Here is a 26,644-nt window from a genome sequence, read left to right on the forward strand (position 1 = left end):
CGGGCGGTCGCGGACCTCCACCCAGTCGACCTGGTCGTTCAAGGCGCCGAGCTCGGCGCGCAGCTCGGCTTGGAGTTGGTCGATGAACGCGGTCGGGTCCAACGGTTTGCGCAGCACGGTGTAGTGATCTCTTGGATGCGTGAGCCGCCGTGTCGCCGTGTCGCGGCGATGCCCACCAACTGACCGGCGTCCAAGCGCGAACGCCATCGAGCAGCAGCCACAGCCACCCTCGCCGCCAATCGGAACCGGCTGTGCTGATTTGAGTGCTTCCTACTCACGAACGTGCAAGACGTCGTCGTCGATGCTTGATCGATGCGTCTGTGACCGCTACTTAAGGCTTCGGACCACTCCGGCTGAGCCTGGACGCACTAGTGTTCACTCATCGGGAGGGACCCGCAGTGCCCGACTTCTTGCGTTCAAGAACCTACGCTGCTGTCGCGATGGTGGCACTGGCGGTGACCACCGCGGTGCTTGCGACGTTGGGTCCGGCCTCGGCGTCACCAGCACCCATCTCTCCTGTGGTTGTTCTCGGGAAAAACTCCGCTGCCGCGGCCCCTGGAAAGTACTTCGTCAAGCTCAAAGACAACAGCTCGGTTCGGAGACACGGGGTCGCGGCCCGCTCTCGTTCGCTCGCGAGCGGGCACTCCGGGAAGCTCGACCGGATCCTCGAAGGCGCCGTCCAAGGTTTCTCCGCCACGATGAGGGCCGAGCAGGCACAGGAGCTCGCTGCCGAACCTGATGTGGAATACGTGCAACAGGAACAGGCCTATCAAGCACAGACCACGCAGCTACCCACGCCGTCGTGGGGCCTGGACCACCTCGACCAGCGCAAGGGCTTGAACTTCACCTACAACTACATCGGATCAGCCGGCGCCGGCGTCCACGCCTATATCATCGACTCTGGCATCCGGAACCACCCCGACATCAACGGCCGAGTCGAGGTGGGCTACAACGCCATCGACGACAACACCAACACCAATGACTGCAATGGCCACGGCACCTTCATGGCCGGCATCGTGGGAGGGACTCAGTACGGCGTCGCCAAGAAGGCGACACTCGTCCCGGTCAAGGTCCTCGGCTGCGACGGCACCGCGGACAGCGACGCCTCGCTCATCGCGGGCATCAACTGGGTCATCGCGCACGCAGTGAAACCGGCCGTCATCAACTTCAGCCTCGGACGGACATGCAAGGTTGGCGAGTTGCCTGCGCCGTGCCCCGCTGGCGCATCGCAGGGCATCGTCGATGCCGAGCAGGCCGCCATTGCCGCCGGCATCCCCGTGGTGACCAGTGCCGGCAACGAAAACACTGTGAGTGTTGGAGACGGCTCGACTGGGCCGTTGAGTCAGGCTGGTGTCGGCAGCTCGAGGTGACTCTCGAGAATACTGACCGCTTTAGAGGGCGTGTCTTTCGTTGGACCTGTTCCTGGGGTTGCCGGCACCGACCTGGCCCACTCGTCTTGGCTTGATTAGGAGCTTGTCCGCCGTTGCCGGCGTGACCCCTCACAGTGCTGCCGCGACTAGTGACCTTCGTCCAGGCCGATGCCTTCCGCGTTCATCCTTGGCTGGAAGGACAACCACAATGGCCATGCTCGCAGACGACTACGACTTCGTCATCGGGGGCGATCCGGACCGCGACACCGTCGATCTCGCGGTGCTCGACACCAGGACGGGGCGAGTCCACGCACACCTGGCCGACGCCGCTGACGGTGCAGGCTATCGACGGATGCTCGCCTGGGCCGGCGAACACGCTCCGGGTCGGCGGATCTGGGCGCTGGAAGGCACCGGCAGCTTCGCCGCCGGCCTGGTCGCGTTCCTCGTCGATGCGGGTGAAACGGTTGTTGAAGTCGGCGCGCTCAAGCGTGCCCGCGGAGCCAAGAACGATCGGATCGACGCCATCCGCGCGGCTCGCCAGGCGTTGTCACGCGACATTCAAGGCGTGCCACGATCCGGCGGTCTGCGGGAGGCGCTGCGGATGGTTTTCGCTTGCAGGGAAGGAGTTCTGGTCAGCCGGACGCAGGCAATCAACGAACTCAAGAGCCTGATCGTGGTCGCGCCAGAACTCCTGCGCGCCGAATTGCGTGGCCGCTCTCTAGCCGCTCAGCTCAGCAGCATCGAGCAACTCCAGATCCCGGCCGCAGCGCCTGTCCAGGATCACTTGTCGTTGTTCACGTTGCAGTCGATCAGCGCCCGGATCCGGTTCCTTTCCGCGCAGCTCGCCGAGCTGGATCCGCAGCTGCTTGACCTGCTCAAGCAGCACCCGGCTGGACCGGCCCTGCTCGCTGAGGCCGGAGTCGGCCCCGTCGTGGCGGCGCAACTGCTGATCAGCTGGTCCCACCACGGCCGGGTCCGCCACGAGGCCGCGTTCGCATCCCTGGCAGGCGTCGCCCCGCTGGAAACAAGCAGCGGCCAGAACTCCCGACACCGGCTCAACCGCGGCGGCGACCGCGCCCTGAACCGAGCACTGCACACCGTCGCCGTCACCCGGATGAGATGCCACCCAGAGACCCGCGCTTACGAAATCCGACGCAGCGCCCAAGGCAAGACCCACCGCGACATTCGCCGCTCGCTCAAACGCGCGCTGGCCCGACGCCTCTACCGAACAATCGAGACCGCAACCCGCCTCCACCACACCTCTATCGCCGCTTGACAAACATAGGAGCGTCCAACGCCTGTTTCAACCCCGTCGGGTCCGCCCCCGCCGCCATCACCGTCGGCGCCACCGACGTCACCGACACCCTGTGGACTGAATCTCCTGACCACGGCTCCAACTGGGGCGCCTGCGTGGACATCTTCGCCCCCGGTGCAGGCATCACCTCGATCGGCGGAATCGGACACCTCGCGCATCCGAACGACCCAAACCCGCCGATCGACCCCGACCCCCTGACCAAGAGCGGCACCTCGGCGTCTGCAGCGCACGTCTCCGGGGCGGTCGCGCTGCTGCTGGGAACGCCGAAGTTCGCGACCGCGACACCGGCCCAGATCGCCGCCGAACTCGACGCACAATCAACCCGCGGCATCATCCAGGGCCTGCCCGACGGGCTGTCGCCGAACAAGCTGTTGTTCGTCCGGCCCACCTCCCCCCGCACCGGAACCACCATCGCGCTGGCACCCAACGCCAACGGCGCACTGACGCTATTCGGGACCAACGCCGACGGCTCCACCACCGGCGGCACCGACTTGGGCGGACACATGTTCACCGGCACCCAAACCGACGCCCACAACAACACCTGGCCCACCCAGTGGGAACAATCCCGCGGCCAGCGCTACGCCTCGATGGCCGCCGGCGCCGACGGGAACGGGATCACCAGCAAAATGGTCCTGGCCGACCTGACCGCCCAAGACGAGGTCTTCCACCGCCAGCAAGCAGTCGTGAACGACCCCAGCTGGCTGGCGCAGTCACAACTCGACGGGCCACTCACCACCGCCGCCATCGCCCCGAACGCCGACCACCGGCTGACGCTCATCGGAGCCGACAAACACGGCACCATCTTCTACCGCAGCCAAAGGACCGCCGCAGACGACACCAGCTGGGACCACGAGGGAATTATCGACTTCTCCGGCGATGCCCAAAACGTCACCGCGGCACCCGACTCCCTAGGCCGGATCAACGTCTTCATCGCCGACACCCATGGCGTCCTCTGGTACACCCGGCAAACCGCCCCCCAACACCGACACCTGGACAACACCCACACCACTCGCCGACACCGACCACAAACTCCTCAACGAAATCACCGCCGCCCAAGGCGACGACGCCAAACTCATGCTCTTCGGAACCGAAGGCGACGGAGACGTGTGGGCACGAGTCGAAAACCTCCCCAGCGCCGACGGCGACTTCCGCGCCTGGACCCAACTCCCACCCAAAGCTCTCTTCCATCTGTCCGCGGCCCCCAACAAAGACAGGCTCCTGGTCGTGGCCGGCGTCGACAACCACGGAGACACCTGGCAAAGCACCCAAATCCCCGCCACCAACAACTTCACCGCATGGACCAAAATCGACGGCCTCACACTACGCCCATAGGCGGATCCGCTACTGCACGGGACCCGCAGCTTGAAGACGAGCTTGCCGGTCTCATAGGCTCGACCTCGAAGATGCCCCGCAGGCCTCGCTTTCGTGATCGGCCAGGTCGCCAGGTTCATCGTGGGTCTTCACTGCGACTGGTTGAGGCTGTGTGTGAGCCGGTAGGAGTCGGTGCCTGTCTCGATGATGTGGCCGCCGAAGGTGAGCCGGTCGACGATGGCGGCGCAGAGTCTGGGGACGGTGAAGGTTTTGCCCCGCCTGGCGAAGGATTCGTTTGAGGCGATCGCGACGGAGGTCTTCTCCTCCCGTTCGGTGAGGACCTGGAAGAGCAGTTCGACGCCGCGGCGGTCGAGTTGCATGTAGCCAAGTTCGTCGATGCAGAGCAGATCGACGCGGCCATAGCGGGCGATCGTCTTGGTGAGGATCTTGTCGTCGGCGGCCTCGACCAGTTCGTTCGCGAGCTTCGCCGCCAGGGTGTGTTTGACCCGGTGGCCGGCCGTCGCTGCCTCAGTCGCCAAGGCGATCATGAGGTGCGATTTGCCGGTGCCGGAGTTGCCGATCAGACACAGCGGTAGTCCCTTCTTCACCCACTCCGATGTGGCCAGGGAGTTGATGACGGCGGGATCGATGTTGGGATTGGCGTCGAAGTCGAAGTCGCGCAATGCCTTGGTCCTGGGGACTGGGCGGCCTTGATCCCGCGTTCCGAGCGCGGTCGTCGCATTCGGCCAGCAGCAGTTCGGCCAAGAAGACCCAATAAGACATCTGGTCGCTGGTGGCCTTGGCTGCCAGATCGGGAAGCAGGCCCCGGATCGTCGGAAGCCGCAGCACCCGGGCAGGCCTGGTCGACGGCAGCTTCGGCGGCTTGTTCACTCATCCGGCGGCGCGGGATCATCACCGGGACTTCCTTCGATGCTTGGGCTTCTCCGTGAGTCGGGGCCTGGCACTGCACAACTTACTGCGCAGCGGGCAGCTGACCAGTGCGTTGCGCCACGTCGGGTTCGGCGTTGTCGAGGAGAACGACGAACCCGCACAACTGGCTCCTGTCCCACCGCGCGTCGTACGACGTGCGCAGCCGACGCGAAAGTGACGCCACTACAAACAACGAGTCATGGCCGCGGGACGTCTCGTCGCGCAGAAATCGACCGTTCGCTGGCACAGCGTCGCGCCGCGCAGGAGACCCGTGCCGATCAGGCGGAGATCGACTACGCGAGGCCGAAGCCGCGCGCGTCCGGGCCGGTCATGCTCTCGACGCGCACGAGCATCGGGTAGCTGATCTGAATGCCGACTTGCTGCGGCTCAACGAACAACTCGAACAGAGCTCGTCGAGATCAGTGAACCCGGTCGGTACGCCGACCATCGCGTCACCACGGGAGTCGATCGCCTCGATCTCGTCGAGCGCGCCCTCCATGATGTCCTTCAGCGGCGCGTAGTCCTCAGCGGTCCGCTTCTCCGTGACGGAGTAGATCTCGGCCTGCGCCTCGTCGACGACATCGTCGACCTCACCCTCACCGGCGTACCCGAGCTGGACGATCTTGGTGCCCGCCTCGACCAGGCGGCGCAGGATCGCCTTCTCCCGGACGATGTGCGCGTAGTACCCCGCGTTCGCCGCGAGCGGGACGGAGGCGACCAGGGTGTGCACGTACGGCGCGCCGCCGATGCGGGCCATCTCGCCCCGGCGGTTCAGCTCGGCGGCGACGGTGATCGCGTCGGCCGGCTCGCCCCGCGCGTACAGGTCGGTGACCGCGTCGAAGACGATCTCGTGGGCCGGGCGGTAGAAGTCCGTGCTTCGGAGGGTCTCGATCACGTCGGCGATCGCGTCCTTGCTCAGCATCATCGCGCCGAGCACGCACACATTGCTTTAGCCAGCGCCCATTAGCGCGGCGAAGCCGTGGAGACGGCTGCGGCATCGGCGACCACGTCGCCGTCGGACGCGCTGACGACGACGCGTTTCGGCTGAGGGCATTCGGTTGAAGGGACGATGACGACTTCGATACCTGCGTCGGATGAGCTGAGCGCCACGACGGATACGCCGCCGTCAGTCGCAGCCGCTGCGGCGCAGGTCTTGCCGAGTCGCTGCTCGAGGCCCTTACGACCTTCGTCGGTGAGGGTGAGATGCGCTGCTACCAGGCGTGGCGCGGTAGCGTCCTTCGGTTTATCTGCAGGGTTGGCCGCCCACGCGAATGCCACGAACGCAAGCGCGGCGGCGATCGACAACACGATCACGGTCCACGACGCGAAGCGGTACCGCTTGCGCGTCCGCAGGTATTTGTCTAGCTGGGCGACGCGGAGCAGGGCGGTGCGGTACTCCGTCATTCGGCTGCCGACGACCTCGCGGTAGGCGGCCAGCTGCTTCCGCCGAGCCACGGCTGCGGTCCGCGCCGTGTCATCACCGCCGCCCACAGCCTGCTTCTCCTCCGCGTACTCCTTGTTCTTGAGCTCGTGGAACTCGCTGCGGACCGTGTTGAATTCCGTCATCAACGACGCAAGGCTGCCCGTGCCGCGGTGCAGGGTGCTGTCGTCCTCGACCTGACGACGGACTTCGGCGGCCACGCCGTGGCGGCGGGTTCCGGCTGCCAGCTTCCGCAGGCGGTTGAAGTCCGTGTTCGTCGGCGCCTGTACGCGGTACAGCAGGCCGATGGACACCAAGATGAGCCCGATCGCCACGGCGATACTGATCACAGCCAGCAAAAGGCGAGAGCGGTCATCGTCCCAGGAGAGCCTCCCGATGCTCGACAGTTGACTGCCGGCGATCATCGCCGCCGCCACCGCAGCGAGTGCGCCGATCAGCCAGGTGATCGCTGTGCTCATCTGTTTGAGCGCCTCGGCATGCACGTCGCCAGAGGCGGGAGTTATCGTCGGCTTCCCACCAGCCGGGGCCGGGTCGGAGCCGACTTCCGAGTCGGATGCCGGGCCCGTGTTGGATCCCAGCTTTGATGCGATCGCAGCCTTAAGTTGCTTGATCCACCCCGCAGGCGTCACTGCGACTGTGCCGTCCCTGTCCCCACGATCCGGATACTGACGTTCAAGTTTTGGGCGATATCTTCTACGTCCGACGGCTGAAGGTTCGCCCCATCCGGAATCTCCAATTCGACCTGCCGTACACGCCTATGGAGGCGTAGCCACATACGGAGTCTCCTCGCCGAGGTGTGCCTCGAGATTCGTACCGCGAAGATCGGTGGGTCGTCGTCGTACTTGCCGGTGATCTGGATAGGCCGCCCCATCTCGTTCCCCCTAGCCCTCCCGACGAGTCGCTTCTGCCTCTCAGCGTTGCCGCAACGTCGCGTTGTGTCAACGACCCGTGGTGCCCGGTGGTGCGACTCGCGGTCTGGTCACGCGGTTAGTTGTCGACCGCCAGTTCTTCGCCCGGGGGGAGGAGTGTGAGGAGTGCAGCTGTTGAGAATCGATCCCTTGTCAGTCAGGTAGTACGCTGCCGGCACTCGATACCGCAGCCGTCCGCTGCCGGTGGAGATCCTTTGAGGCTGCCACTGTCGAGGTCACTACAGCAGAGAGCAGGCCGCCGTACACCAACGCGGTAGTCGGCCAGACCACCAACCGTGCGGTTGCGTGGTTGCCGTATCAACCATGGAGATCGTGTAGAGGAGGAGAAGGACTCATATGCCGACGCAACTGACCAACAACGCCCCCGAACCGGACCCGCCGCTGTACGGACGCTCCGCACGACCATCGCCCCTCGCAGACCGATGTGCGGAAGGTGCTACCTATCCAGACTGCCTGCCTGCAGGACCCCGAGACTCCAGATCGAGCGCCGCTGCGTTCCTGGCCCCACCGGCCACGGTGAGCATCAGCAAGTAGATGCCCGCCAACCAGAGGGGCAGAGACATCACCAGGATCACGGCGGCGCCGTCCGAAGCCGCCAGTTCGTTGTTCAGCAGCGCGAGAGTCGCGCCTGCGTATGTCGTGGCAAGGGCCAGGACGGTGAAGTGCGCAGCGTCATAAGCTGCTGCATCCTGCCGTTCGGCCTGGTGCTGGAGTAGGAGCGCCGTGAGCGCTGTCTGATCGCCTTGTCCACCGCGTCCCCGCTCCTGCCGTGTGCGACAACGGTGAAACCCAGTGATCGTGGCGTACACGATCTCGGGCAACCACTCGCACGTTCTTACGACCCATTGCCGCAGGAACGCTGGCGTAACGGGACCGGCACTCGACCGATAAAGACAGGCGGGGGGAGACGATGACTCAACTATTCAGATCATCGCTCCTTGGGCCGGGCGCAGCCTGATCTCGTCTCGCGCGACTATCCGGATGAGTTCGTTCGGTAGGGCGGTTACGCCGATGCGCCCGCGCTCAACGCCGGGACTCTGGCCGACATCGAGCGGAGTGGACGCGCTGAGGAAGTACGGGCCACTGCAAGACGCTATGGCCGTGGCCCCGAGCCACTCGGCAGACAGAATCGGCGTTCTACACGTCCACCCATTCGCCCAGCAGTTCTACCGATTCGAGTGGGCTGCCATCACCGAGATGATGAGCGGCACCTATGGTCGCCGCGACGCGCGCAAAGCAGGTCTGACAGAAGCCGGCACCTGGTTGTCTTCTGCGTGGGTAGCAGCACGTACAGATGGGGGTAGACGACGCGCACGGCCAGGTGCCTCCTTCCTTGAGGCGAGCTCAGCTGAGCCGCAAGTCATAACAACCGCGCCGGACTCGCGATCAGGTCCCTGACGGAGACAGGCCGCGACCCTGTCGGCGGCGCTCGAAAACTGAACACTTTCGGCGGTGAAAAGTGAGCACTCGACGATGGGAGAGTGATCACTTTGGAGGACTGGGCGCTGATCAGGAGGTTGGCGGCAGAGGGGGTGCCGAAGGCGCGGATCGCGGAGCGTTTGGGGATCTCGCGGACGACGGTGATCAAGGCGGTCAACTCGGACGCGCCGCCCCGGTATGAGCGCAAGCCGGCACCAACGTCGTTCACGGCGTTCGAGCCGCGGGTGCGTGAGTTGCTGGAGCAGACGCCTGACATGCCGGCCACGGTGCTGGCCGAGCGGGTCGGGTGGACCGGATCGATCCGGTGGTTCCGCGAGAACGTGGCACGGCTGCGGCCGACGCACCGGCCCATCGATCCGGCTGACCGGATCGTATGGGCACCTGGTGATGCGGCCCAGTGTGATTTGTGGTTTCCGCCACGGAAGATCTCGTTGGAAGACGGCAGCGCGAAGTTGCTGCCGGTGCTGGTGATCACAGCTGCGTACTCGAGGTTCATGGCGGCGCGGATGATCCCGACGCGCAAGACCGAGGACCTGCTGCTGGGGTCGTGGGAACTGATCCAGCAGCTGGGGCGTGTCCCGCGCCGGCTGATCTGGGACAACGAACCCGGCATCGGCCGCGGACAGCGTCGCGCCGAAGGCGTTGGGGCGTTCATGGGCACGCTGGCCACCAAACTGGTCCTGCTTCCGCCCAGAGACCCCGAATCCAAGGGCATTGTGGAGCGCCGCAACGGCTGGTTCGAGACCTCGTTCATGCCCGGCCGGGCGTTCACGTCGCCGGCAGACTTCAACGCCCAATTCACCGACTGGCTGACGCGGGCCAACGCACGAGTGGTCCGCACCATCAAGGCCGCACCGACGGACCTGGTCGACGCAGATCGGGCCGCGATGCTGGCGTTGCCGCCGATCCCGTTGCATCTGGGCTGGCGCAACAAGATCCGGCTGGGACGCGACTACTACGTCCGCCTCGACACCAACGACTACTCCGTCGACCCGACCGTGATCGGCCGGATGGTCGACGTCGCCGCAGACCTCGAACGCGTCCGGGTCCGCGCAGAAGGCCGCACCGTCGCCGAACACCCCCGCGTCTGGGCCAGACGAACCACCATCACCGACCCGACGCACGTTCAGACAGCCGCCTGGCTGCGCAAACAGTTCCAGCAACCCCGCGCCGTCGTCGCTGGTGATGATCTGGCCCGGGATCTCAGCGACTACGACCGCGCATTCGGGCTCACCGCCGAGGAAGGAATCAGCTGATGGCTGCCACGAAACCCACCGCGAAGCCGACCGAAGCGGTCAAGCAGATCACCTATCTGGCCGCCGCGCTGAAAGCACCCCGGATCACCGAGGCCGCCGCCCGGCTGGCCGACCAGGCCCGTGATGCCGGCTGGACCCATGAGGACTACCTCGCAGCCGTTCTCGAACGCGAAGTCAGCGCCCGCAACTCATCCGGCGCCCGACTACGAATCCGCGCGGCCGGGTTCGATGCCGTCAAGACCCTCGAGGACTTCGACTTCGACGCCCAACCAGCAGCACGCCAACAGATCGCAGCACTCGCATCAGGCGGGTTCCTCACCGAGGCCCGCAACGTCGTACTCCTCGGCCCGCCCGGCACCGGCAAAACCCACCTGGCCACCGCCCTGGGAGTCGCGGCCGCCAGACACGGACACCGAGTCCTGTTCGCCACCGCGACCGACTGGGTCACCCGGCTCACCGACGCCCACCGCGCCGGCAAGCTCCCGAACGAGCTCGCCAGGCTGCGCCGCTACGGGCTGATCATCGTCGACGAGGTCGGCTACCTCCCGTTCGAGCAAGACGCCGCGAACCTGTTCTTCCAACTCGTCTCCTCCCGCTACGAACACGCCTCACTCATCCTCACCAGCAACCTGCCCTTCTCCGGCTGGGGCGGCGTCTTCGGCGACCAAGCCGTCGCCGCAGCCATGATCGACCGCATCGTCCACCACGCCGACGTCCTCACCCTCAAAGGCGCCAGCTACCGACTCCGCGGACGCGGCATCGACAGCCTCCCCAGCATCCGCACCACCACCGACCAAACGCAGTCCTAGACTGCCAACAACCGCTCACTTTTCAACCGCCGAAACCGACCAGCTTTAGAGCGCCGTCGACAGCGTGTTCAAGAATCGATCGATTCACGCGCTTCGCGGGCCTGGGAGCCTTCCCTTACCTTCCCTACGATGGCGTCCGTGACCACCGCACGTCGAGTACGCCGTATAGCTGGTCATCGGCGCCGGCCACAGGCTCTGTCGCCGATCAGCCGAGAGGTCGAGCCCCGGCCAGCTGCGCCGGTCCGCCGCTGGAGAAGTTGGATGCCGGCGCGCAAAGACATCTTCAGCAATATCGTGGCGAACATCGCCGTAGCACTCCTCGCGTCGGTCGGCGGCTACCTCATCACACCGGACGGTTCAGGGTGGTGGATGTCCGCTGTCGTGGCCGGCGCGGTGTACCTGCAGGCGAGCATCACCGATCCCATCCACCGCCAGGGTTCTGGGGTGTTCGCGGTCCTAGGAATCGCGGTCGTGATCACCTGGATATGCCACTGGTTCTTCCCCGAGAAGGACTACGAGTTGGCGATCGGCGTCGGAGTGGGCTTTGGCGTGGGACTCGTTGTCATACGCGATGTCGTCGCTCATCGACGGCGGGCCAGGAAGAAGATCTAAGGGGGTTGAGAATCGATCGTTATCTGGAGCGGTTGGTGTGAGCACTCTTGTGACCTGGGAGTTTCCGCACCTCCTGCGGTGAACGTCCTGAGCCCCGGAAGCGTCTCGCTCCCGGGGCTCAGTCGTTGCAGGGTCTAGCAGGCAGTGCGGGGTCAGGTAGTCGCGAACTGCTTCAGGAGTCCTGCGGCCCGGTTCCGGAGCCTCTTCTGCACTGCGTCTGTCACCGTGTCAGGACCGAGCGCGTTGACCTGGTGGTTGACGTCGTACATGACTCGATAGAGCACCAGGGCCTCGGCGGCGGCCAGCCAGGCCGCCCGTTGGCCGGCCGGAGGGCGCTGGCCGAGCGTCAAGCTGAACCAGAGCGGAGGGAGCTCGTCTGGCTCGGCCAGCATCGACTCGATCCGAGTCCGCACCTCGGCAGTGAGCTTCGTACGCGCAGTCTTCCCGGTCGTCAGCGTCGAGCCGAACTGCTTCATCAGGGCCTCGTGATCGGCGATCGCCGTACGCGCCTGGCGCGCCTGCGACTCCAGCCACGAGCGGTTGCGGGCGTGGGTGGCCTTCTCCTTCGCCAGGCTCTCGACTCGGGCACGACCGACCGGGCCGCCATCGGCCGGGACCGCACTCACGCCTCGCAGCGCGGCCTTGGCGGCAGCGATGACCTCGGTCTCTAGGTTGTCCTGCTTGGCTAGCCAGGCTTCCCACGCCTTGATCTCGCGGCGACGCTGTTCGATCTGCGACTCCGTCAGCAACTGGGAGACCATGGCCTCATAGGTGCGGGCTGCCGTCGCCCACCTCTTCATCGGTGGCGTCGCCTGGTCGAGCTTCGCAGCTCGGCCGGTCGTGAAGGTCGCGTGCTGTTCCAGCCAGGCGAACTGACGCACCAGGCGCCCGATCAAGGCGTCCTGGCGTTCAACCGTCGAAGTCAGATCGGCGATCTCGTCTGCGGTGGTCTCCTTGAGCTCGTCGACGTCTGCGGACAGACGGAAGGTCGTCTCCTCGACACCGCTCACGCTGCTGCTGACCGTCGAGACCTGCTCCTCGAGATCACGGATCTCGGACGACACGCGGCTGTCGAGCCGGGCCAGGTCCCTGGCTGAGGCATATCCGCCAGCTGGCGCTTCTTCGTAGTAGTTCACTGCGGCGCCTCACCATCTGCCGACGAGAGATCTGGTCTTGGGAGGTAGGTGATCATCCCCATCGTCAGGATCGGTACGAGGGCGAAGTACACGGGCAGCACCCCGTACATCCCGAGGCCGCTCACGATCACCAGGAGGATCGACACCACGTTGATCGCGATCGGCACGCCGGTCCACTTGCTCGAAGCTTCGGCCAGGAACAGAGCTCCGAGCCCCACCATTACCGCGGCGGCCAGGCGCCACATTGAGAACGACACGAACAGCGTCACCACAAAGGCAACCAGGACGGTGGCGTGTGCTGTGACTGTGATCGAGGTCGGCCGGCTGCGGGACAGGCGCACTTGTTCCCGGGCGGTGTCGGCGTCGGCCTGCTTCCTGAGTTCCGGCAGCTCCTCTCGGCGCTTCAGCACCTCGACGACCCAGGCCAGGTCGCCCTCGTTGACCGGTCCCTCGTCACCGCGGGCTTTGGCCTTGTCCATCTCATCCACGACCTCGGCGGCCCGCTTCAGGTCCGCCTCCAGATCTTGCTCGAACCCGCGAAGCCAATCGGCGGTCACGCGATCCGGTACCACGCTGTCGCTACGAGTCATGCACACAGTGTGAGCGCGGGCACCGACACTTTTCGGTCTCGGTCAGCGCGTTAGCTGATAGCTGAAATTGTTGATGGGGCCGATCTGGTGGGTAGGGCGGACGGCGGATCAGCTCGGTTTCATCCTGCAGGCGAAGGCCCACCAGGCGGGGTCGCAGGTCGTCCAAGGACACCGGGCCTTGCAGGTTGGTCAGTCGGGACGACGATCACCATCAGGCGTCGGTGGGTGATTGTCGGCCAGCCACCTGTCCCGGGTGCCGGTCGGTGAAGTGCCGGCGGCCATGAAGGACGGCAGGGTGAACTGTGTTGGGGTTGAAGTCGCGGCGGCGGACCAGCTCGAGGTCGCACGGCGTCGTCAACCCCAGAGCGGCCGAAGACAGCGAGGACGGCGTGGCGACGAAACCTAATTCGCCGTAATGATCCGCGGCTTGGCTGGGATCTTCACAACATGGACGGTCGGCCCCCAGACTTCCTCCGCGATCGTCACGGTGCACCGTAGGTACACGGTGACGCCGTCAGTGGTCGGGGCCAGCCACAACGCCGGATGGGCAGGCGTTCTGGCCTTCACGTCGCGGAGAACGACTCGCGGCCGGCGGAATCGCGCGGCCGACCGGGCCCCGCGGTCAGCGGACCGTGAAGGATGTGCAGCGCGATTCGGCAATGAGGTCCTTGCCTTCGCCGCCCAAGGTGCCCGGCGGCCAGATTTCGGCGACCAGTTCGTAGGTGCCTGAGGGGAGGTTTGCGGATCTGCACCGGGCCTTGCGGAGATCGCGGGCCGGCAGTCAACTGATGGCCGGTCAGGTCTCCGAAGCCGGTGGACTTGTCGTCGACGTCGTTGTCCTACAGGCCTGCGCCCAGATCGACGCGCCGGGCTGTGGTCGACACGATTCGATTCATCTACCTGGTCACCACCGGTTCACACCACGGCGCCAGCGGCGCGACCAGGTACGTGTGGGTACGTGTGGTGACACCGGCAGGCATGTGAGAGTTCGTCTGTAACCCTTCTATATAAGGGATCTACAGGCGAAGTGCCGGGTTGTGGATGTGGTCAGAACTGGCGGTCCGGGCTGCTAGAGTCAAAGTGGTCCAGTCACTGTGCTGGTCTGCACCTGTGTCAACGCCGAGCCCTGCCAGGACACCCGTGCTCCCCTCGAACGATCATGGCAGGGGTGGGGGACCCAGGAAGTTGGGTCTCGACCGTGGGTGGCCGAGACCCTGGGGTGAAGTCCGCGGGAGCGGACCGGGCTATCAACTCCCAGCCCGAACCCGACAGCTAACTTCACAGGCGTCGGGAGCTTTGCCATGCTCAAATCCAACCGACGTCAAGGATCAGGTGCGCCTGATCGGCCCCGGTGGTACCGCCGCGTCTCCTGGTGGCAGGTGATCCTGTGGGGTCTCGCCGCCGCGGCCGCGGCGTACGCCTGGTCCCTCCAAGTCGACTACGCCGACGTACCGGCTGGCTCCACCGACTGGTGGATCTTCAGCGGTTCCACCCGCACAATCATGCGCCGCGTCGGGATCTGCTGCACCGTCATCATGATCCTCATCCCCGCATCCCTCGCCGGGCTCGCGACGATCCGGGCCCGCAGAGCACGACAGCGGGAAACCGCCCAGATCGCGCAGCGGGTACGGACGATCAACAGCGTCATTGCGCCGCTGGCAGCGCACCTGCAACGACTCGCGCACCTCGATCCCGGCGAGACCCTCCCTCGCGAACGGCTCGCCGGCGAAGCTGTAAAGGCGACCCTCGCCGGCCTGTTCGATCTGCACGGCGGCTGGAGCAGCCAGGTCCGGGTCTGCTTCTTCCGGGTGGAAGGAGAGGCGCCGGACCGGCGCCTGGTCCCCGAGAACCATCACGGCCGTGGCAAGAAGTCCACCTGCACGGTCTACGAGGGAGACGGTGGTCGCGGGACGGAAGCGTTCCGCGCTCTGGACGCCCGCCAAGCCCGGAGTTGGCAGGACGGCAACGGAGAAGCCGAACCCTCAGGCTGGAGTCGGGACAAGGAGTACAAGTCGTTCCTGGCCGTGTACGTCGCGACCGAGACCGTCCTGTTCGGCATGATCACGATGGACGCGATCGATCCCGAGGCTTTTCACCCGAAGGTCGACCTGCCGACGGTGCAGACAGTTGCGGATCTGTACGCCGCTATCCTCGCGGGGCTCTCCGCCCCGAAGGATCATCCAGACCTATCAGGCGCAACATTCGAGCAGTAACTCCGTGGTGCCGCCGTACCCACCCACGCCGGGTACGGCGCGCCTCGACATCCTCGATCGCTGCCGTCATCGCTTCGTCGCGAACCCGGGCGAAATACCTGTCCGGGTCGAGCGCGAGCTGATCGGCTCGTTCTCCACTGCTGGTGACCTTCGTCGACTTCAAGACTGTCCCCTCGCCGGTCGGTCTGGGGACAGACTGACATGGGGGATCAAGAAGTCATAGGTGACGGGGCACACATGCCAGTAACGCGTCGATCTCGCCCAGGCTACGAATCCCGAGATGCGGTCGGGTGGAACCACGCGAGCTGGCGACCTTCATCACCAGAGCGTTGAAGCGCCGACAGCCGGGCCGCTCAGCCGGAATGGGGGGGACAGGCCGTCACCTGGCCTGGTTGGCTGCGGCTTGGCCGCCGGTACGGGCGCCGGTTCAGCTCGGCGGCGACGGCGATCGCGGCGGCTGGCTCGCCCCGTGCGTACGCGGGCTGGGCACCAGCCCAATCCCACTTGGCCGGCTAGCCGGGAGGGTGGAGGTCCTGTGCAGGTTCGGGCTGATCGCTAGCCGCCGAGGAGTCCAAGGAAGCGGATCCGCTCCTGCTCCTCGCCAGGGCGCTGGACGCGGAAAACCGCACCAGCCGCGACATCATCGGTGATGTCTTTCATCAATCGAATCGCTCGCCGGGTGACATCACCTTCGGTGATTCCGTTCGCGCGCGCGAGCTCACGAACCACCTCGAGGATCGGTCCGGTCAAGGACACGCTCACGCGAGCTGGTCCATCGTCGACGTCGGCCACTGCCGGTGACGCTCCGTTGCTGGGCATTCATCCAGCATAGGACAGGTATGCGGCAAAAAGCAGCAACCTGCGGCAAGTAGCCGCAAAATGCAGGGTCATGCCTTTTGAATGACACCAGGGGGCCACTGTCTGCTGCCGCACACTTACTAGTGGTTGCACGCCCCGGCATCCGCCCTCTGGAATCCCGGAGCACCCCATCCCCGGGAGGCCCCCACGGAGAGTGAGGAAGATGATGGCGAACGACCAAGGCGGCAACCCGCCGGATCGTCACGCTGAGTTCGAACTCAGCGAGTTCGAACTCAGCGAGCTCGGGCCACGTTCGTACGACACAGTGGCCGAGCACACGACGCGGCGTTGGCTCGCCTGGATGTACATGGTGGGCAGCACTGTCGTCGTCATTCTCTACTTGGTCGGCGCCCTTCAAGGAAAATTCGACCACGCTTTTTGGGTTGTCGTTCTGTACCTCTGCGCCCCTCCCCTGGCTTACTACTTTGGTCAATACCAGATCCCGGCATCGTTCAAACGATTGCTGATGCCGGGCCGAAGTGGGGGGACCACGACCGACGATGAGTAATCTGGACGGCGTATTAACGGAGTTAACCTTCGAAACTCTGACGTATCTTCAGCGCTACAGGGAAAAAGCGTTCGTTTAAAGCGGTTGCCGCCGAGTTCGGTGTCACCGAGCGCACCGTAAAGAAGCACCTCGACGACCTCGACGAAGCGTTCAGCAAGAACTGGCGCACTCCGATCATCGAGCGGCGCGGTCACGGCGACTGGGTTCTTACGCCTGCTGGCGAGGATCTGGCCAACCAGGTCAAGGGCCCGATGGACGCTCTCAGTGTGGTGCCGGAACTGGTGGCCGGCACCGCAGCAAAGGTGCGAATTACCAGCTCGAGCAACGGCCTCGAGTACCTCCGAGACTTGCGCGAGGCACTGCCCGCTGTCCGGGACTGGGACATCAACGTGGTCCAGAAACGAACGGCTGAAATCAAGCTCGGGGCCGACGCGGGAACCCAGCTGTACTTCATGTCCGTCCTGGAGTCGACCGAGTCGATCACCATCGAGCGCGGCATCGTCCATACGTACAGCCAGGGCATCCATCTGCTTCCGCTGCTCGTGGAGCCGATCCGGCTACTGGCTCCGAGCAGGTACTGGGAGGGGCGGCCACGGACCATTCTCCAGCACATCCAGGACAGGGTTGTCTTTGTCATGCCGGCGGGCGGCGTCGTCTGGGACTACGTCAACGTGCACTACCAGGACTGGGCCGTGTTCCGTCCCGGCCAGCACGTTCAGGTCTCCGAGCGTGAGGCCGGGCTGAAGATGCTGAATTACGGTCTCAAGCCCGGCGCCGCGATGCTCGTGCACGGCTTCGACAAAGTAGCGCAACTCAACATCCCGGGCCCGGGCCTCGATGGCTACGGGTTGTTCGACCTAGTGTCGCGTGTAGTTAGTTGATTTACGGTTGGTGTGCGTCAGGATGGGGTATGGCGAATCGACCTGCTGCTGCGCTGGTTCTTCGTGAGGGTGATCGGGAGCGGTTGTTGCGGATGGCTCGGTCGTCGTCGGGCCGGGCGGGTCTGGCGCAGCGGGCGCGGATCGTGCTGCTGGCGGCCGACGGTGAGGCGAATACGGCGATCGCGGAGCGGGTGGGGGTTTCGCGGCCGACGGTGATCGGCTGGCGGGAGCGGTACGCCGAGCGGGGGCTGGGCGGGTTGGATGATGCGCCGCGTTCGGGGCGGCCGCGGGTGGTCGACCATCGCAAGATCGTGGCGGAGACGCTGAAGCCGCCACCGAAGCGGCTGGGGGTGACGCACTGGTCGAGCCGGCTGATGGCCGCTCGTCTGGGAGTGAGTAATGGCACGGTGGCCAAGGCCTGGCGCGATTACGGGGTGCAGCCGTGGCGGGTGGAGACGTTCAAGTTCTCTACCGATCCCGAACTGGTCGCCAAGGTCACCGATGTGGTCGGGTTGTATCTGGCGCCGCCGGAGAACGCGATCGTTTTGTGTGTGGACGAGAAGTCGCAGGTCCAGGCGTTGGACCGGACCCAGCCGACGCTGCCGATGCAACCCGGGCTGGCCGAGCGGCGCACCCATGACTACGTCCGGCACGGCACCACCACGCTCTTTGCGGCCCTGGAGATCGCCACCGGCACGGTGACCGCAGCGGTCAAGCCCCGGCACCGCCACCAGGAGTTCCTGGCCTTCCTCAAGCAGGTCGCCAAGGCCTACCCCGACCACGGGGACGGCACCGAACTCCACCTGGTGATGGACAACTACGCCGCCCACAAGCGCCCCGAGATCCGTGCCTGGCTGGCAGCCAACCCGCGTATCCAGGCGCACTTCACCCCGACGTCCGGATCGTGGCTCAACCTGGTCGAGGTCTGGTTCGGCATCATCGAACGCCAGGCCATCCGCCGCGGCACCTTCAACTCCGTACGCGACCTCAACACCAAGATCCGGGCCTTCATCGACGGCTGGAACGACCGCTGCCACCCCTTCGTCTGGACCAAGACCGCCGACCAAATCCTCAGGAAAGCCAACCGTCAGACCACTTCAAACACGGACCACTAGGTGAGATGTAAGAGCGGGATCTGCGGGAGATACTCGGCCACGACGAACCCGCAGTATCCGCCGCAGGCATAGCGCAACGCCAACTGTGCAAGGCGGAACGCGTCCTGGCGGCGTAGCGGATCGGGGTTGGTCACCACGACGTACGACGCCGTAGCGACGATTGTCACCACCACGAGGCTCAAAGGCCCTGAGATCGAGAGTTCCACTCCTCGGCTCCTTTCGACCGGAGAGTGCTGGTCGGAGGGAGCTGCACGGGGCAGGGCCTCAGTTCGACCAGCAAAGTTCGCTGATGAACCGAGGTCCGCGCGGCGGTCGCTGGAACTCAGTAAGTGCTTACACGTAAGGGCTCTCAGGCCCTGGAGGCTTATTGAGCCGGTAGTTCAGTACTGGCTCAAGCCGGGGAAAAATGCTCCGCCGTATCAAGATTCCCCGGCGGAACGGGCCTCGTTGCGGGCGACGGGAGGTCGGCCTCGGCAAGCATCCGTGCGGGGGGTGACGCGAGATTCAGGACATGCACACGACGGTCGACCAGCTCCCGCCGCTTAAGCGTTCGGGCGTCGATGCAGCTCATCGAGCCCACGCCTCTGTGTGTTAATCAAGGATACCCAGTACAGCAAGCCCCGCAGCGACGGTCCGATACGCACCCTTGCTGGGAGACCAGGGCGTCATGCTCGACGAACGGCCCCGTTACGGGTCCTCTGTCTCGTTCGGCGTCGGATAGGCAGCCTGCCGAGCAGGAGGCCGATCGCGCGAGTGAACAGGACGCCACTCAGAGTGTCTGAATTGATACTTAGGGCGACGGCACTCTTACTGTTGGGTTGGATGTATTTGCTGATAGAGCAGAGCACCCCACGGCTGACCTCGAACAAAGGAGCCGATGTGACCTGCATCACCATTCGCAACCGTCGAGTGGGGGCTCGTTGATGGGTGTGCAAGGGTGCGGGCCCTCCGGCCAGGGAGGACCCGCGGAAACCGCACTTGGAAGGGCGAGGTTTCACTATGCCGAGTATGACGACCCGCATCCCGATCTGTTACGCCCAGCTGGGCCGAACGGAAGCTCCTCTTGACAATCGCTGGCCAGCTTGGTCCTCGATGTCGAACCGCAATGAGGCCGGCGGGAGCGCAAGATGACCAGCATCAAGTTCAACCTGAAGATCTCGGCACGGCGCCAGCGCCTCCGACAACCCCACATCCAGACCGCTGGCCCGGGCCGCGTCGACGAGTAGCAGACCCCCGGCCTGTGACACCACACCCGACCCGCGCGCGTCGACCCGAACACGCGGATACAACCCACTACGCTTGCTCACCTGGAAGGTGCTCCTCGAACTACGACATCTTGGACTTCAGCAATCCGGATCGTCGCAGGTCAGGAGCACCTTTCAGTTCAAGGACACGAGATCACCGTGAAAGCGCCGGGCTAGCAAGAAGAAGGGCTGAGAATTTTCGTGAGACGCTGCAACTGCACCACTGAGCAGACGAAGGGCGACGTCGATGACGTCGCCCTTCGTCTCCGTGCCCCTCTGGGCGATCGTCACAGGAGCCATGTCCGCCACAGCCGTCGACGACACCGTGCTCACCGACGACCATCTACTCGACTGCGCTGCCACAACCGGGGCGCACCACCCCAGCGCCACGAGAACGCCCTGCACAACCATTCACCACCAACACCGTTGCGCACAAGCACAACAACAACTGCGCCAGCACCCTCGAGCATTACCCCGCCGGCGCTGCGATGCGTCGGGCTGCGGGGAGTGTTGAGCCGCTACGGCCTCCAGGTCGCGCGTCCGCGCGCCGGCCCCAACTCAGGGCTGGGAAGCGGTACCCGGCCCAGCATGTTGGCGTGCTTGACCCGGCGCCGGCAAGCGGGCCACGTCTTTGTCGGACAGAGCCGGGTGCCTTCCTCGCGCTACTGGGGAGATCAGGGCAGTGTTCGGTACTCGCCCCGGAGGTAGAGCAGGGGAGGAGGCGCGGTCCCTTCTGAGACTCGGGCTTCTAGGACCTGTCCGATGACGATCGTGTGATCGCCTGCGACCATTTGGTTTTCGGTTCGGCACTCGATGATGGACAGTGCGTGATCGACCAGCGGCGCTCGTGACCAGTGCCCCCGCCGGAACTGCATGTCCGCGAAGAGTGCGCGGTCGCTGAGGCGTCCACTCGTGGCGAAGCATGCCGCGAGAGCGCGGTGCTCCTCGCCGAGCAGTGACACGGCCCAGGTGCCGATCCGCGCCAGCAGTTCCTGCATTCGAGATCCGTTGCGCAACGAGATCAGCACGAGCGGCGGGCTGAGCGAGATCGACACCAACGAGGTGGCTGTCATGCCGAGGTCCTCGCCGTCGGGGTCGTGGGCGGTCACCAGGGACACCCCGGATGTGAGTTGGGAGAGGGCGGCTCGGAATTCGGCGGGTGGAGTCTCCAGAGCCGGTGTCCTGATGATCGGTTTTTGGAGCATGGAGGTGGTGCCCATCGTTCGGTGATCTAGGGCTTCGCGCACAGGCGATGCAGCCGGTACTTCCCGTGGGCGCCCCGCAGTGGCGTGGGCGCCCACGGCATGCCTCGAGTCGGTGAGACCGATCAGTCCTCGGTATGCCTGTCAGTGACGGCGGCCAGCATCGTCGCTGTTTCCGGATATGAGCGGCCTCGGTAGCCTTTGCCATCTCGCATTTCCCAGAGGGCGACGAAGGTGTCCTCGTAGTCCGCGCCTGTCGATGTTTTGCCTCGCTGGTGAACGACAACCACGACATCGTTGCCCTGGATGATCACTTTCTCTGGGTATTCTTCGATCACGTCCCAGTAGGGGATGAAACGGTCGAATAACGTCGAGATTCCTTGGTGGCCGCGATAGGTTCCGCCCCACGGAAGGGATTGCGGAATAGTGAATTCGACGTCCTCGTGGTAGAACGCGAGGATGCCGGGGAGGTTCTTGTTCGATATTGCGTCGAAGAAATCTGCGACGGCTTCTTTGATCTGCTCTCTGGTCTGCATCGGTCTTCTCCGATTCGTTTGAGAGGTTGGCTCGCCTCGGTGTGGCAGCGGCTGCCACGTGTTCTTGGGGTGGACCTTCAAATGCGCGCTGCGCGCATCGAGTCGACGAAGGCTGCGGTGCCGGCGGGCGATCGGATCGTGGCCCACATGGAGCGGGGGTCGTCGAAGTAGTCTAGGTAGGAGTTGGCGAGATGCTGGTCTGTTGCGAGGTTTTGCAGGAGCTCGATGACGTGTGGTTCGGGTTGGCCAAGTGCGGCACGCGCCCACTCCGTGACACTCTCGGAGAGCGCGGTGAGCTGTTGCTGCCATCGGTCACCGAACTCCCGGTGAAACTCGGTATGAGTGGTGATCAAGTTCGTCATGGCCTCGGCGCTGGCCGATCCCAGGTTTCCTCCCTGCCCTGTGATCGGATCGTTCAGGATGGCTGCGTCGCCGAGCGCGACGGCGATCCGATCGTCATCGAGTTGTACCCAGGCTTGCCGGACGGTGGGTGTGACGGCGCCCTGGAGGAGGTCGACAGGCCGCCGGAGCCCGAAGGTGGCCGGCTCGATCCGGGACGCGATGGCGGAGCCGTAGTCGGTCAGTAGGTTTCGCACGGCGCGTGCGCATCCGTCGATGTCGTCTGTCCAGTCTCGGCGTACGAAGGGTTCCCATGGGCCGCCGGGGATCGCTTCGATGAGCAGCCCTGTAGATCGTCCGCCGAAGGTGCTGACAGAGATTTGAAAGATCTCACCGCATCCGGGGACGAGGTCGACATGCTGACCGACTGGGTCGGTGTCGGCGATGCCGTCGAAGATGCCAGTGAAAAGCAGCCGCTGTGGGCCGGTCTCGGACCGGCTCGTGTCGATCGGGAATCGCCGGGCCAGCCCGCTAACACCGGTGGCGACCACCGCCAGGTCGTGGACAGTGCTGACCTTCGCTAACGTCTCGTCGTCGACGGTACCGACCGTGGTCCTGCCGCCTCGATTCATGTACTCCTCGACTAGAAGCGGGAGATAGACGCGCAGGTCTATCACGCTGCCGGGATGTGTCAGGTCACCGCGGAAGCGAAGCGGCGGTTCAACATGTGCATGAACGTGAGCGCACAACACCTGCCCGCCGTCGAGATGATCGAGGTCGAGGCCGAGTTCTCGTTCGCGGCGTTGCGTTTGACCGAAGCGGCACACCATGGGGCGCAGCCGGGCCTTCCTCATGTCGTCGGTGCCATGCTCGAGATACAGCTGGGTCTCGACGCCGCGTTGCTGCAGCATGAGTGCCAGGTGAAGTCCGGCGATGCCTGCACCGATGATCCCGACGCTGGTCACGATGAGGTCCCATCAGCGACTGTGCGGGAGGCGGCCGGTCGAGCCCAGGTTGCTTGTTGTGTGGGTGAGAGGAGCTTGCTCATGTCACACCTTTCAACGTTCAGGGGTTGTCCGCTGTGCTAGCCGGCAGTTCGCTGAGATAGGCCGGATTCAGGTCCGCCGAGTGGTCTGGTAATCACGGGTTGCTTGGGAGATGGCCTCGACGGTCTGTGTCTTCCAGGTTGAGGTGCCGTCGCTGTCGCGCTTGCCGAGTACCCAGGCTCGGGAGTCGTTCAGTTGCTTCAGGTGTCCTCGATAGTGGGGAATGACGTGCTCGGCAGCCAGTTCGAGTGCCTTGACGCGGGCCGCGGGCGGGGCGAAGTCCGGCAGTGACATGACCCATGTCCCGAATCCGCCGCTCTGCTTGACGCACCTGTCGATCGTCTCGATCATCGTGTCCGGCGTTCCAACCACCACTAGCCCGGCGTCGATGGCCTCGTCGAGCATGTCGGAGGTGTTGGTGGCATGGGATTGGGGCAGCGGGGCGAGCGCGCCGAGATAGGTCCAGATCTCCATGAAGCCGTATTCGCAGTCCTTGCGTGCTTGCTCCACGGTCTCGGCGATGTGCGTGAACGCCGACAGCCGCCATCGCTCGCGCGTGACCGTGACGCCGTTGCGTGTGGCTTCTTCTTCGGCGATCGACCAATGATCGCGCAGCGCATCGAACGCTGCAGGTGTTGTCGCCGCCAGATTGAGCATGCCGAGGCCTAACCGGCCGGCGGTGACAGGTCCCGACGGCGACGCGACGGCGGCGACGACCATCTCCAGCGACGGCAACTGGTAAGGCAGCACCTGCAGGTGGGCGTCGCGCAGGGTGAACCAATCGGATTCGTGGGTGACCCATTCACCGTTCATCAGACGCACGATGACCTCGGCGGCCTCGAGCATCATGGCCCGCTGCTTGGTCGAGTCGATCCCCAGGAGGTGGGCGTCGGAGGCGAGCTGCCCCGGCCCGAAACCCATAATGGCCCGGCCATGGGAAAGATGATCGAGCAGCGTCAGCCGGGAGGCCAGCGTGAACGGGTTGTGGTAAGGAAGGGAATTGACCCCGGTGCCGAGCATGATGTTCTTCGTCCGCTGTGACGCAGCGGCCAAGAACAGCTCGGGGGAACCTATCGGCTCGTGCCCCCCGGTGTGGTGCTCCCCGATCCAGAACTCCTGAAAACCGAGGCGATCGGCGCGCTCGATCAACTCGAGATCGCGTTCGAAATGAACGGTCGGGCTGATGCCCATCTTGTGGAGCGGGGGAAGGAACACCCCAAAGCGTGTCGGTCCGTCTGCGAGGGTCCGCGTCATCTGATCTCTCCCCATCTCGGCGGTGTCTCGGCTCTGTTTAGTCCCGGTCTAGCCTGGAAGATCGAGCGATTGGTCCAGGGTGTTGATCCGGCTCGCCACTGGGGCCCGCTCTGTTTCATCGATCGCGACGTCGAGTAGCCGGGGACCGCGAGTGGTCATTGCCCAGTGGAAGGCCTCGGTGAGCTCGGTTTCGGTGTCTACCGTCCGGGCAGCCACTCCCATGCCGCGGGCGACCGCGGCGAAATCGACGCGGTTGAATGCGGCGAGCCCAGCTCGGGCGCCGATTGCCTGGGCTCCGGCTTCCACCATGCCGTACATCGCGTCGTTCAAAACGATCCACAGCACATCCACGCCCAGCTCGGCGGCGGTACTGAGCTCATTCGTCATCAGCATGGCCCCGTCGCCGACGACAGCCACCGCGGGGCCTCGCACCGCCAGTGCGTGCCCGATCACACCGGCAGATGCATACCCCATCGACCCCCAGTGCATAGAAACCCGCGACTGTCCCGCTCGGTGGGTGCGTAGCAGCTGGGTTGTCCATCCCATGGCGTTGCCGATATCGGCGAACACCGTTGCGCCGCGGCGGTCGATCGCGTACTTCTGGATGACTTGCATGACTGCCTGCGGGCGAACACGTCCAGCGGGGCGGTACTGCACGTGCGGTGGCCGTCCTAATGCCGCGTGCGGTTGGCGCTGACGCAGGAGCGGTACGTGCTCTATCAGCGCTTGGAGAAAGGTTGAGGCATCGGCGCGAACGGCGAGCTGCTCGACGTCCGCATAGTTTTGGTAAAACGCATCGGCGTCCGTGTCGACATGTATCAGAGGACCAGCCGGCAGTAGCCGCGGGTCCCAACCTGTGCTGTTCTCGCCCAGCCTGGTGCCGATGACCAGCGCCCGCGTTGGCTTCGACCGCTCCATATACTCGACCACCGATGCGTGGCCACCGAGACCAGTAACACCAACAAATGCGGGATCATCCTCGCTGAGTACGCCCTTACCGCGAGGGGTGCACACAACAGGGACGTTCGTCGCGTCGACGAACCGCCTGACGTCAGCCGATGCGTGACGCGCCCCGAATCCGAGCCACAAGAAGAACCGTTCGCCGCGGAGAAGGTCGACGGCGTGCCCAACAACCTCTGCGGCCGGCTCGAGGTGCTCACCGGCTACGAGAAGAGGCGGGCAGGATGTCACCGCCGCAGCCTGTACATCTGAGGGAACGCACACGTGAAGTGTGAAGCCGCCGCGACTGCCGGCAAGGCGCGCCAGTGCCTCAGAGACGGTCTGGAGATCCTCTGGCGACTCCACCCGGACGTTCGCGTCGAACCAGTCCGGCGGGGCAAACACAGCTCGCCGGGTTACGCCAGTGTCGGGGTGCGTCTGCTGGAACGCGCCGCGCCGCCGGCTGTGAATCGGTGTCGCACCGGAAACCAGGACGACTTGTGCTCCCTCCCAGCGCCCGGCGGTTACCCCGTTGAGAGCGTTCACCATCCCTGGCCCGGTCGTCGCAAACACCACCACCGGCCGGTTTCCGGCCAGCGACGCCTCGGCCGCTGCGAAAGCGGCACCCGACTCGTGCTTAAAGTGGACGGTCCGTACAGCCGAATCTTCAAGAGCCAGCCAGAACGGGCCAATCGCTCCGCCCGGGATACCAAACGCCTCCTTCACTCCTGCCTGCTGCAGAAGGTCGATGAGCGCCGATGAGACACTCCGGGCCGCAGGGGTAACCACGGAATCATCAGTCAGCGCGTCTTCGCTCACTCCATTGTGGTCCGCGACCATCTCAAGTCGCGTCAGAGAGGCTTTGGTACTCATCGCACGAGACCGTCGAGTTCAGGCATGAGGAAGACACCCCCGTGGGTGAACGGATCTGCGCGGGCAACGACCGCAACGACCGGGACCGTGTTGCGATTGACCGCGAGGTGCGGGCAGCCGCTCGGGATGTAGAGCAGGTCACCAGGACGTACTGGCGTACAGTGCTCAAGCTGTTCGCCCCACCAGGTCTCGGCCTCACCGCCGACGACATAGAGCGCCTCCTCGTAGCCATGATGATGCGCCAGAGACCGCCCCCCTGGCGCAATCGTCACCACCTGCATGGCAATGTTCGTCGCCCCGACCGATTCACTGGTAATGCCCGCCTGGTGCGGCACTCCGACCTCATGGGCTTCGAAAGACGAATCATTCAGGACCCGGACTTCGGCTGTGGGCATCTCAATCCCTCGCATTAGTTGTCGGTGACGACGGACGGCGAGTCTGAACGCCATGTTCGACCGGCCCGCGTAGGCAATCGGTCCAGGGGCGGCTCGAGACAA

24 protein-coding genes, 2 pseudogenes and 1 riboswitch are annotated in these 26,644 nt (G+C 64.9%); of the genes and pseudogenes, 11 read left to right on the top strand and 15 right to left on the bottom strand.

Annotation, left to right across the window (positions count from 1 at the left end; genetic code table 11):
- The first annotated feature begins 398 nt into the window (after positions 1-398).
- The 4 genes and pseudogenes from OG876_RS01025 to OG876_RS01035 all read left to right on the top strand — a co-directional run bounded on the left by OG876_RS01025 (position 399) and on the right by OG876_RS01035 (position 4,017).
- Entirely contained in the window at positions 399-1,370 is a 972-nt protein-coding gene (locus OG876_RS01025) for a S8 family serine peptidase (protein ID WP_328522828.1), read from the top strand.
- 214 nt (positions 1,371-1,584) lie between these two features.
- Entirely contained in the window at positions 1,585-2,646 is a 1,062-nt protein-coding gene (locus OG876_RS01030) for an IS110 family transposase (RefSeq protein WP_328527038.1), read from the top strand.
- Positions 2,643-2,978, top strand: a pseudogene (locus OG876_RS43865) (S8 family serine peptidase); the annotation flags it as partial. The gene OG876_RS01030 and the pseudogene OG876_RS43865, both read left to right, overlap by 4 nt.
- A gap of 649 nt (positions 2,979-3,627) precedes the next feature.
- Positions 3,628-4,017: a hypothetical protein gene (locus OG876_RS01035; protein WP_328522829.1), complete on the top strand. Its 390-nt coding sequence runs from the start codon at positions 3,628-3,630 to the stop codon at positions 4,015-4,017.
- 128 nt (positions 4,018-4,145) lie between these two features.
- Here OG876_RS01035 and OG876_RS01040 read toward each other — a convergent pair whose 3' ends face one another.
- From OG876_RS01040 to OG876_RS01055, 4 genes are all read right to left on the bottom strand, one after another.
- The gene (locus OG876_RS01040) at positions 4,146-4,679 is read right to left on the bottom strand and encodes an ATP-binding protein (protein ID WP_328522830.1); all 534 of its coding nucleotides are present in this window, start codon (positions 4,677-4,679) and stop codon (positions 4,146-4,148) included.
- Positions 4,680-5,254: 575 nt separating this feature from the next.
- Positions 5,255-5,863 carry a DnaB-like helicase N-terminal domain-containing protein gene (locus OG876_RS01045; protein ID WP_442914080.1) on the bottom strand — a complete coding sequence of 203 codons (609 nt, stop codon included), beginning with the start codon at positions 5,861-5,863 and terminating at the stop codon, positions 5,255-5,257.
- Between the two features lie 26 nt (positions 5,864-5,889).
- Entirely contained in the window at positions 5,890-6,849 is a 960-nt protein-coding gene (locus tag OG876_RS01050; RefSeq protein ID WP_328522831.1) for a hypothetical protein, read from the bottom strand.
- Between the two features lie 887 nt (positions 6,850-7,736).
- On the bottom strand, positions 7,737-8,117 hold the full coding sequence (locus OG876_RS01055) for a hypothetical protein (RefSeq protein WP_328522832.1): 381 nt from the start codon (positions 8,115-8,117) through the stop codon (positions 7,737-7,739).
- A gap of 660 nt (positions 8,118-8,777) precedes the next feature.
- On the opposite strand from OG876_RS01055, the gene istA reads away from it, so the two are divergent.
- The 3 genes from istA to OG876_RS01070 all read left to right on the top strand — a co-directional run bounded on the left by istA (position 8,778) and on the right by OG876_RS01070 (position 11,413).
- Entirely contained in the window at positions 8,778-9,992 is a 1,215-nt protein-coding gene (istA, locus tag OG876_RS01060; RefSeq protein WP_328522696.1) for an IS21 family transposase, read from the top strand.
- Positions 9,992-10,801: an IS21-like element helper ATPase IstB gene (istB, locus tag OG876_RS01065; protein ID WP_328522695.1), complete on the top strand. Its 810-nt coding sequence runs from the start codon at positions 9,992-9,994 to the stop codon at positions 10,799-10,801. Before istA ends, istB begins: the two co-directional genes overlap by 1 nt.
- Positions 10,802-11,062: 261 nt before the next feature.
- Positions 11,063-11,413 (top strand): hypothetical protein, encoded by a 351-nt coding sequence (locus OG876_RS01070; protein WP_328522833.1) that lies wholly within the window; start codon positions 11,063-11,065, stop codon positions 11,411-11,413.
- Positions 11,414-11,565: 152 nt separating this feature from the next.
- Here the strand turns inward: OG876_RS01070 and OG876_RS01075 are convergent, their stop codons facing one another.
- Positions 11,566-12,549, bottom strand: coding sequence for a hypothetical protein (locus tag OG876_RS01075; RefSeq protein WP_328522834.1), 984 nt, complete (start codon positions 12,547-12,549; stop codon positions 11,566-11,568).
- Complete coding sequence (locus OG876_RS01080) at positions 12,546-13,139, bottom strand: hypothetical protein (protein ID WP_328522835.1); 594 nt, start codon at positions 13,137-13,139, stop codon at positions 12,546-12,548. The genes OG876_RS01075 and OG876_RS01080 overlap by 4 nt, the downstream gene beginning before the upstream one ends.
- 1,107 nt (positions 13,140-14,246) lie before the next feature.
- A riboswitch (cyclic di-AMP (ydaO/yuaA leader) is annotated at positions 14,247-14,438 on the top strand.
- An 80-nt stretch (positions 14,439-14,518) separates the two neighbouring features.
- On the opposite strand from OG876_RS01080, the gene OG876_RS01085 reads away from it, so the two are divergent.
- Complete coding sequence (locus OG876_RS01085; protein WP_328522836.1) at positions 14,519-15,352, top strand: hypothetical protein; 834 nt, start codon at positions 14,519-14,521, stop codon at positions 15,350-15,352.
- Positions 15,353-15,907: 555 nt separating this feature from the next.
- On the opposite strand, the gene OG876_RS01090 is transcribed toward OG876_RS01085, so the two are convergent.
- Positions 15,908-16,144 (bottom strand): hypothetical protein, encoded by a 237-nt coding sequence (locus tag OG876_RS01090; RefSeq protein WP_328522837.1) that lies wholly within the window; start codon positions 16,142-16,144, stop codon positions 15,908-15,910.
- Positions 16,145-16,373: 229 nt separating this feature from the next.
- Here OG876_RS01090 and OG876_RS01095 point away from each other — a divergent pair, with 229 nt between their 5' ends.
- From OG876_RS01095 to OG876_RS01105, 3 genes are all read left to right on the top strand, one after another.
- Positions 16,374-16,718 (top strand): hypothetical protein, encoded by a 345-nt coding sequence (locus tag OG876_RS01095; protein ID WP_328522838.1) that lies wholly within the window; start codon positions 16,374-16,376, stop codon positions 16,716-16,718.
- A gap of 266 nt (positions 16,719-16,984) precedes the next feature.
- Positions 16,985-17,599 (top strand): hypothetical protein, encoded by a 615-nt coding sequence (locus tag OG876_RS01100; RefSeq protein WP_328522839.1) that lies wholly within the window; start codon positions 16,985-16,987, stop codon positions 17,597-17,599.
- A 29-nt stretch (positions 17,600-17,628) separates the two neighbouring features.
- Entirely contained in the window at positions 17,629-18,714 is a 1,086-nt protein-coding gene (locus OG876_RS01105) for an IS630 family transposase (RefSeq protein WP_442914071.1), read from the top strand.
- Here OG876_RS01105 and OG876_RS01110 read toward each other — a convergent pair.
- From OG876_RS01110 to OG876_RS01145, 8 genes and pseudogenes are all read right to left on the bottom strand, one after another.
- Positions 18,711-18,881, bottom strand: coding sequence for a hypothetical protein (locus OG876_RS01110; protein WP_328522840.1), 171 nt, complete (start codon positions 18,879-18,881; stop codon positions 18,711-18,713). The genes OG876_RS01105 and OG876_RS01110 overlap by 4 nt on opposite strands.
- Positions 18,882-19,871: 990 nt before the next feature.
- Positions 19,872-20,021: pseudogene (locus tag OG876_RS01115) on the bottom strand (IS1380 family transposase); the annotation flags it as partial.
- A gap of 611 nt (positions 20,022-20,632) precedes the next feature.
- Positions 20,633-21,178 (bottom strand): flavin reductase family protein, encoded by a 546-nt coding sequence (locus OG876_RS01120; protein ID WP_442914081.1) that lies wholly within the window; start codon positions 21,176-21,178, stop codon positions 20,633-20,635.
- A 107-nt stretch (positions 21,179-21,285) separates the two neighbouring features.
- Positions 21,286-21,696 (bottom strand): nuclear transport factor 2 family protein, encoded by a 411-nt coding sequence (locus tag OG876_RS01125; RefSeq protein WP_328522842.1) that lies wholly within the window; start codon positions 21,694-21,696, stop codon positions 21,286-21,288.
- A 77-nt stretch (positions 21,697-21,773) separates the two neighbouring features.
- Positions 21,774-23,000 carry a styrene monooxygenase/indole monooxygenase family protein gene (locus tag OG876_RS01130; protein WP_328522843.1) on the bottom strand — a complete coding sequence of 409 codons (1,227 nt, stop codon included), beginning with the start codon at positions 22,998-23,000 and terminating at the stop codon, positions 21,774-21,776.
- Positions 23,001-23,150: 150 nt separating this feature from the next.
- Positions 23,151-24,335 (bottom strand): LLM class flavin-dependent oxidoreductase, encoded by a 1,185-nt coding sequence (locus OG876_RS01135; protein ID WP_328522844.1) that lies wholly within the window; start codon positions 24,333-24,335, stop codon positions 23,151-23,153.
- 48 nt (positions 24,336-24,383) lie between these two features.
- Entirely contained in the window at positions 24,384-26,147 is a 1,764-nt protein-coding gene (locus OG876_RS01140; protein ID WP_328522845.1) for a thiamine pyrophosphate-binding protein, read from the bottom strand.
- Complete coding sequence (locus tag OG876_RS01145) at positions 26,144-26,542, bottom strand: cupin domain-containing protein (RefSeq protein ID WP_328522846.1); 399 nt, start codon at positions 26,540-26,542, stop codon at positions 26,144-26,146. Before OG876_RS01145 ends, OG876_RS01140 begins: the two co-directional genes overlap by 4 nt.
- Positions 26,543-26,644 lie beyond the last annotated feature (102 nt).

Origin of the sequence: Kribbella sp. NBC_00359 (genome assembly GCF_036097425.1) — a bacterium.
Taxonomy (GTDB): domain Bacteria; phylum Actinomycetota; class Actinomycetes; order Propionibacteriales; family Kribbellaceae; genus Kribbella.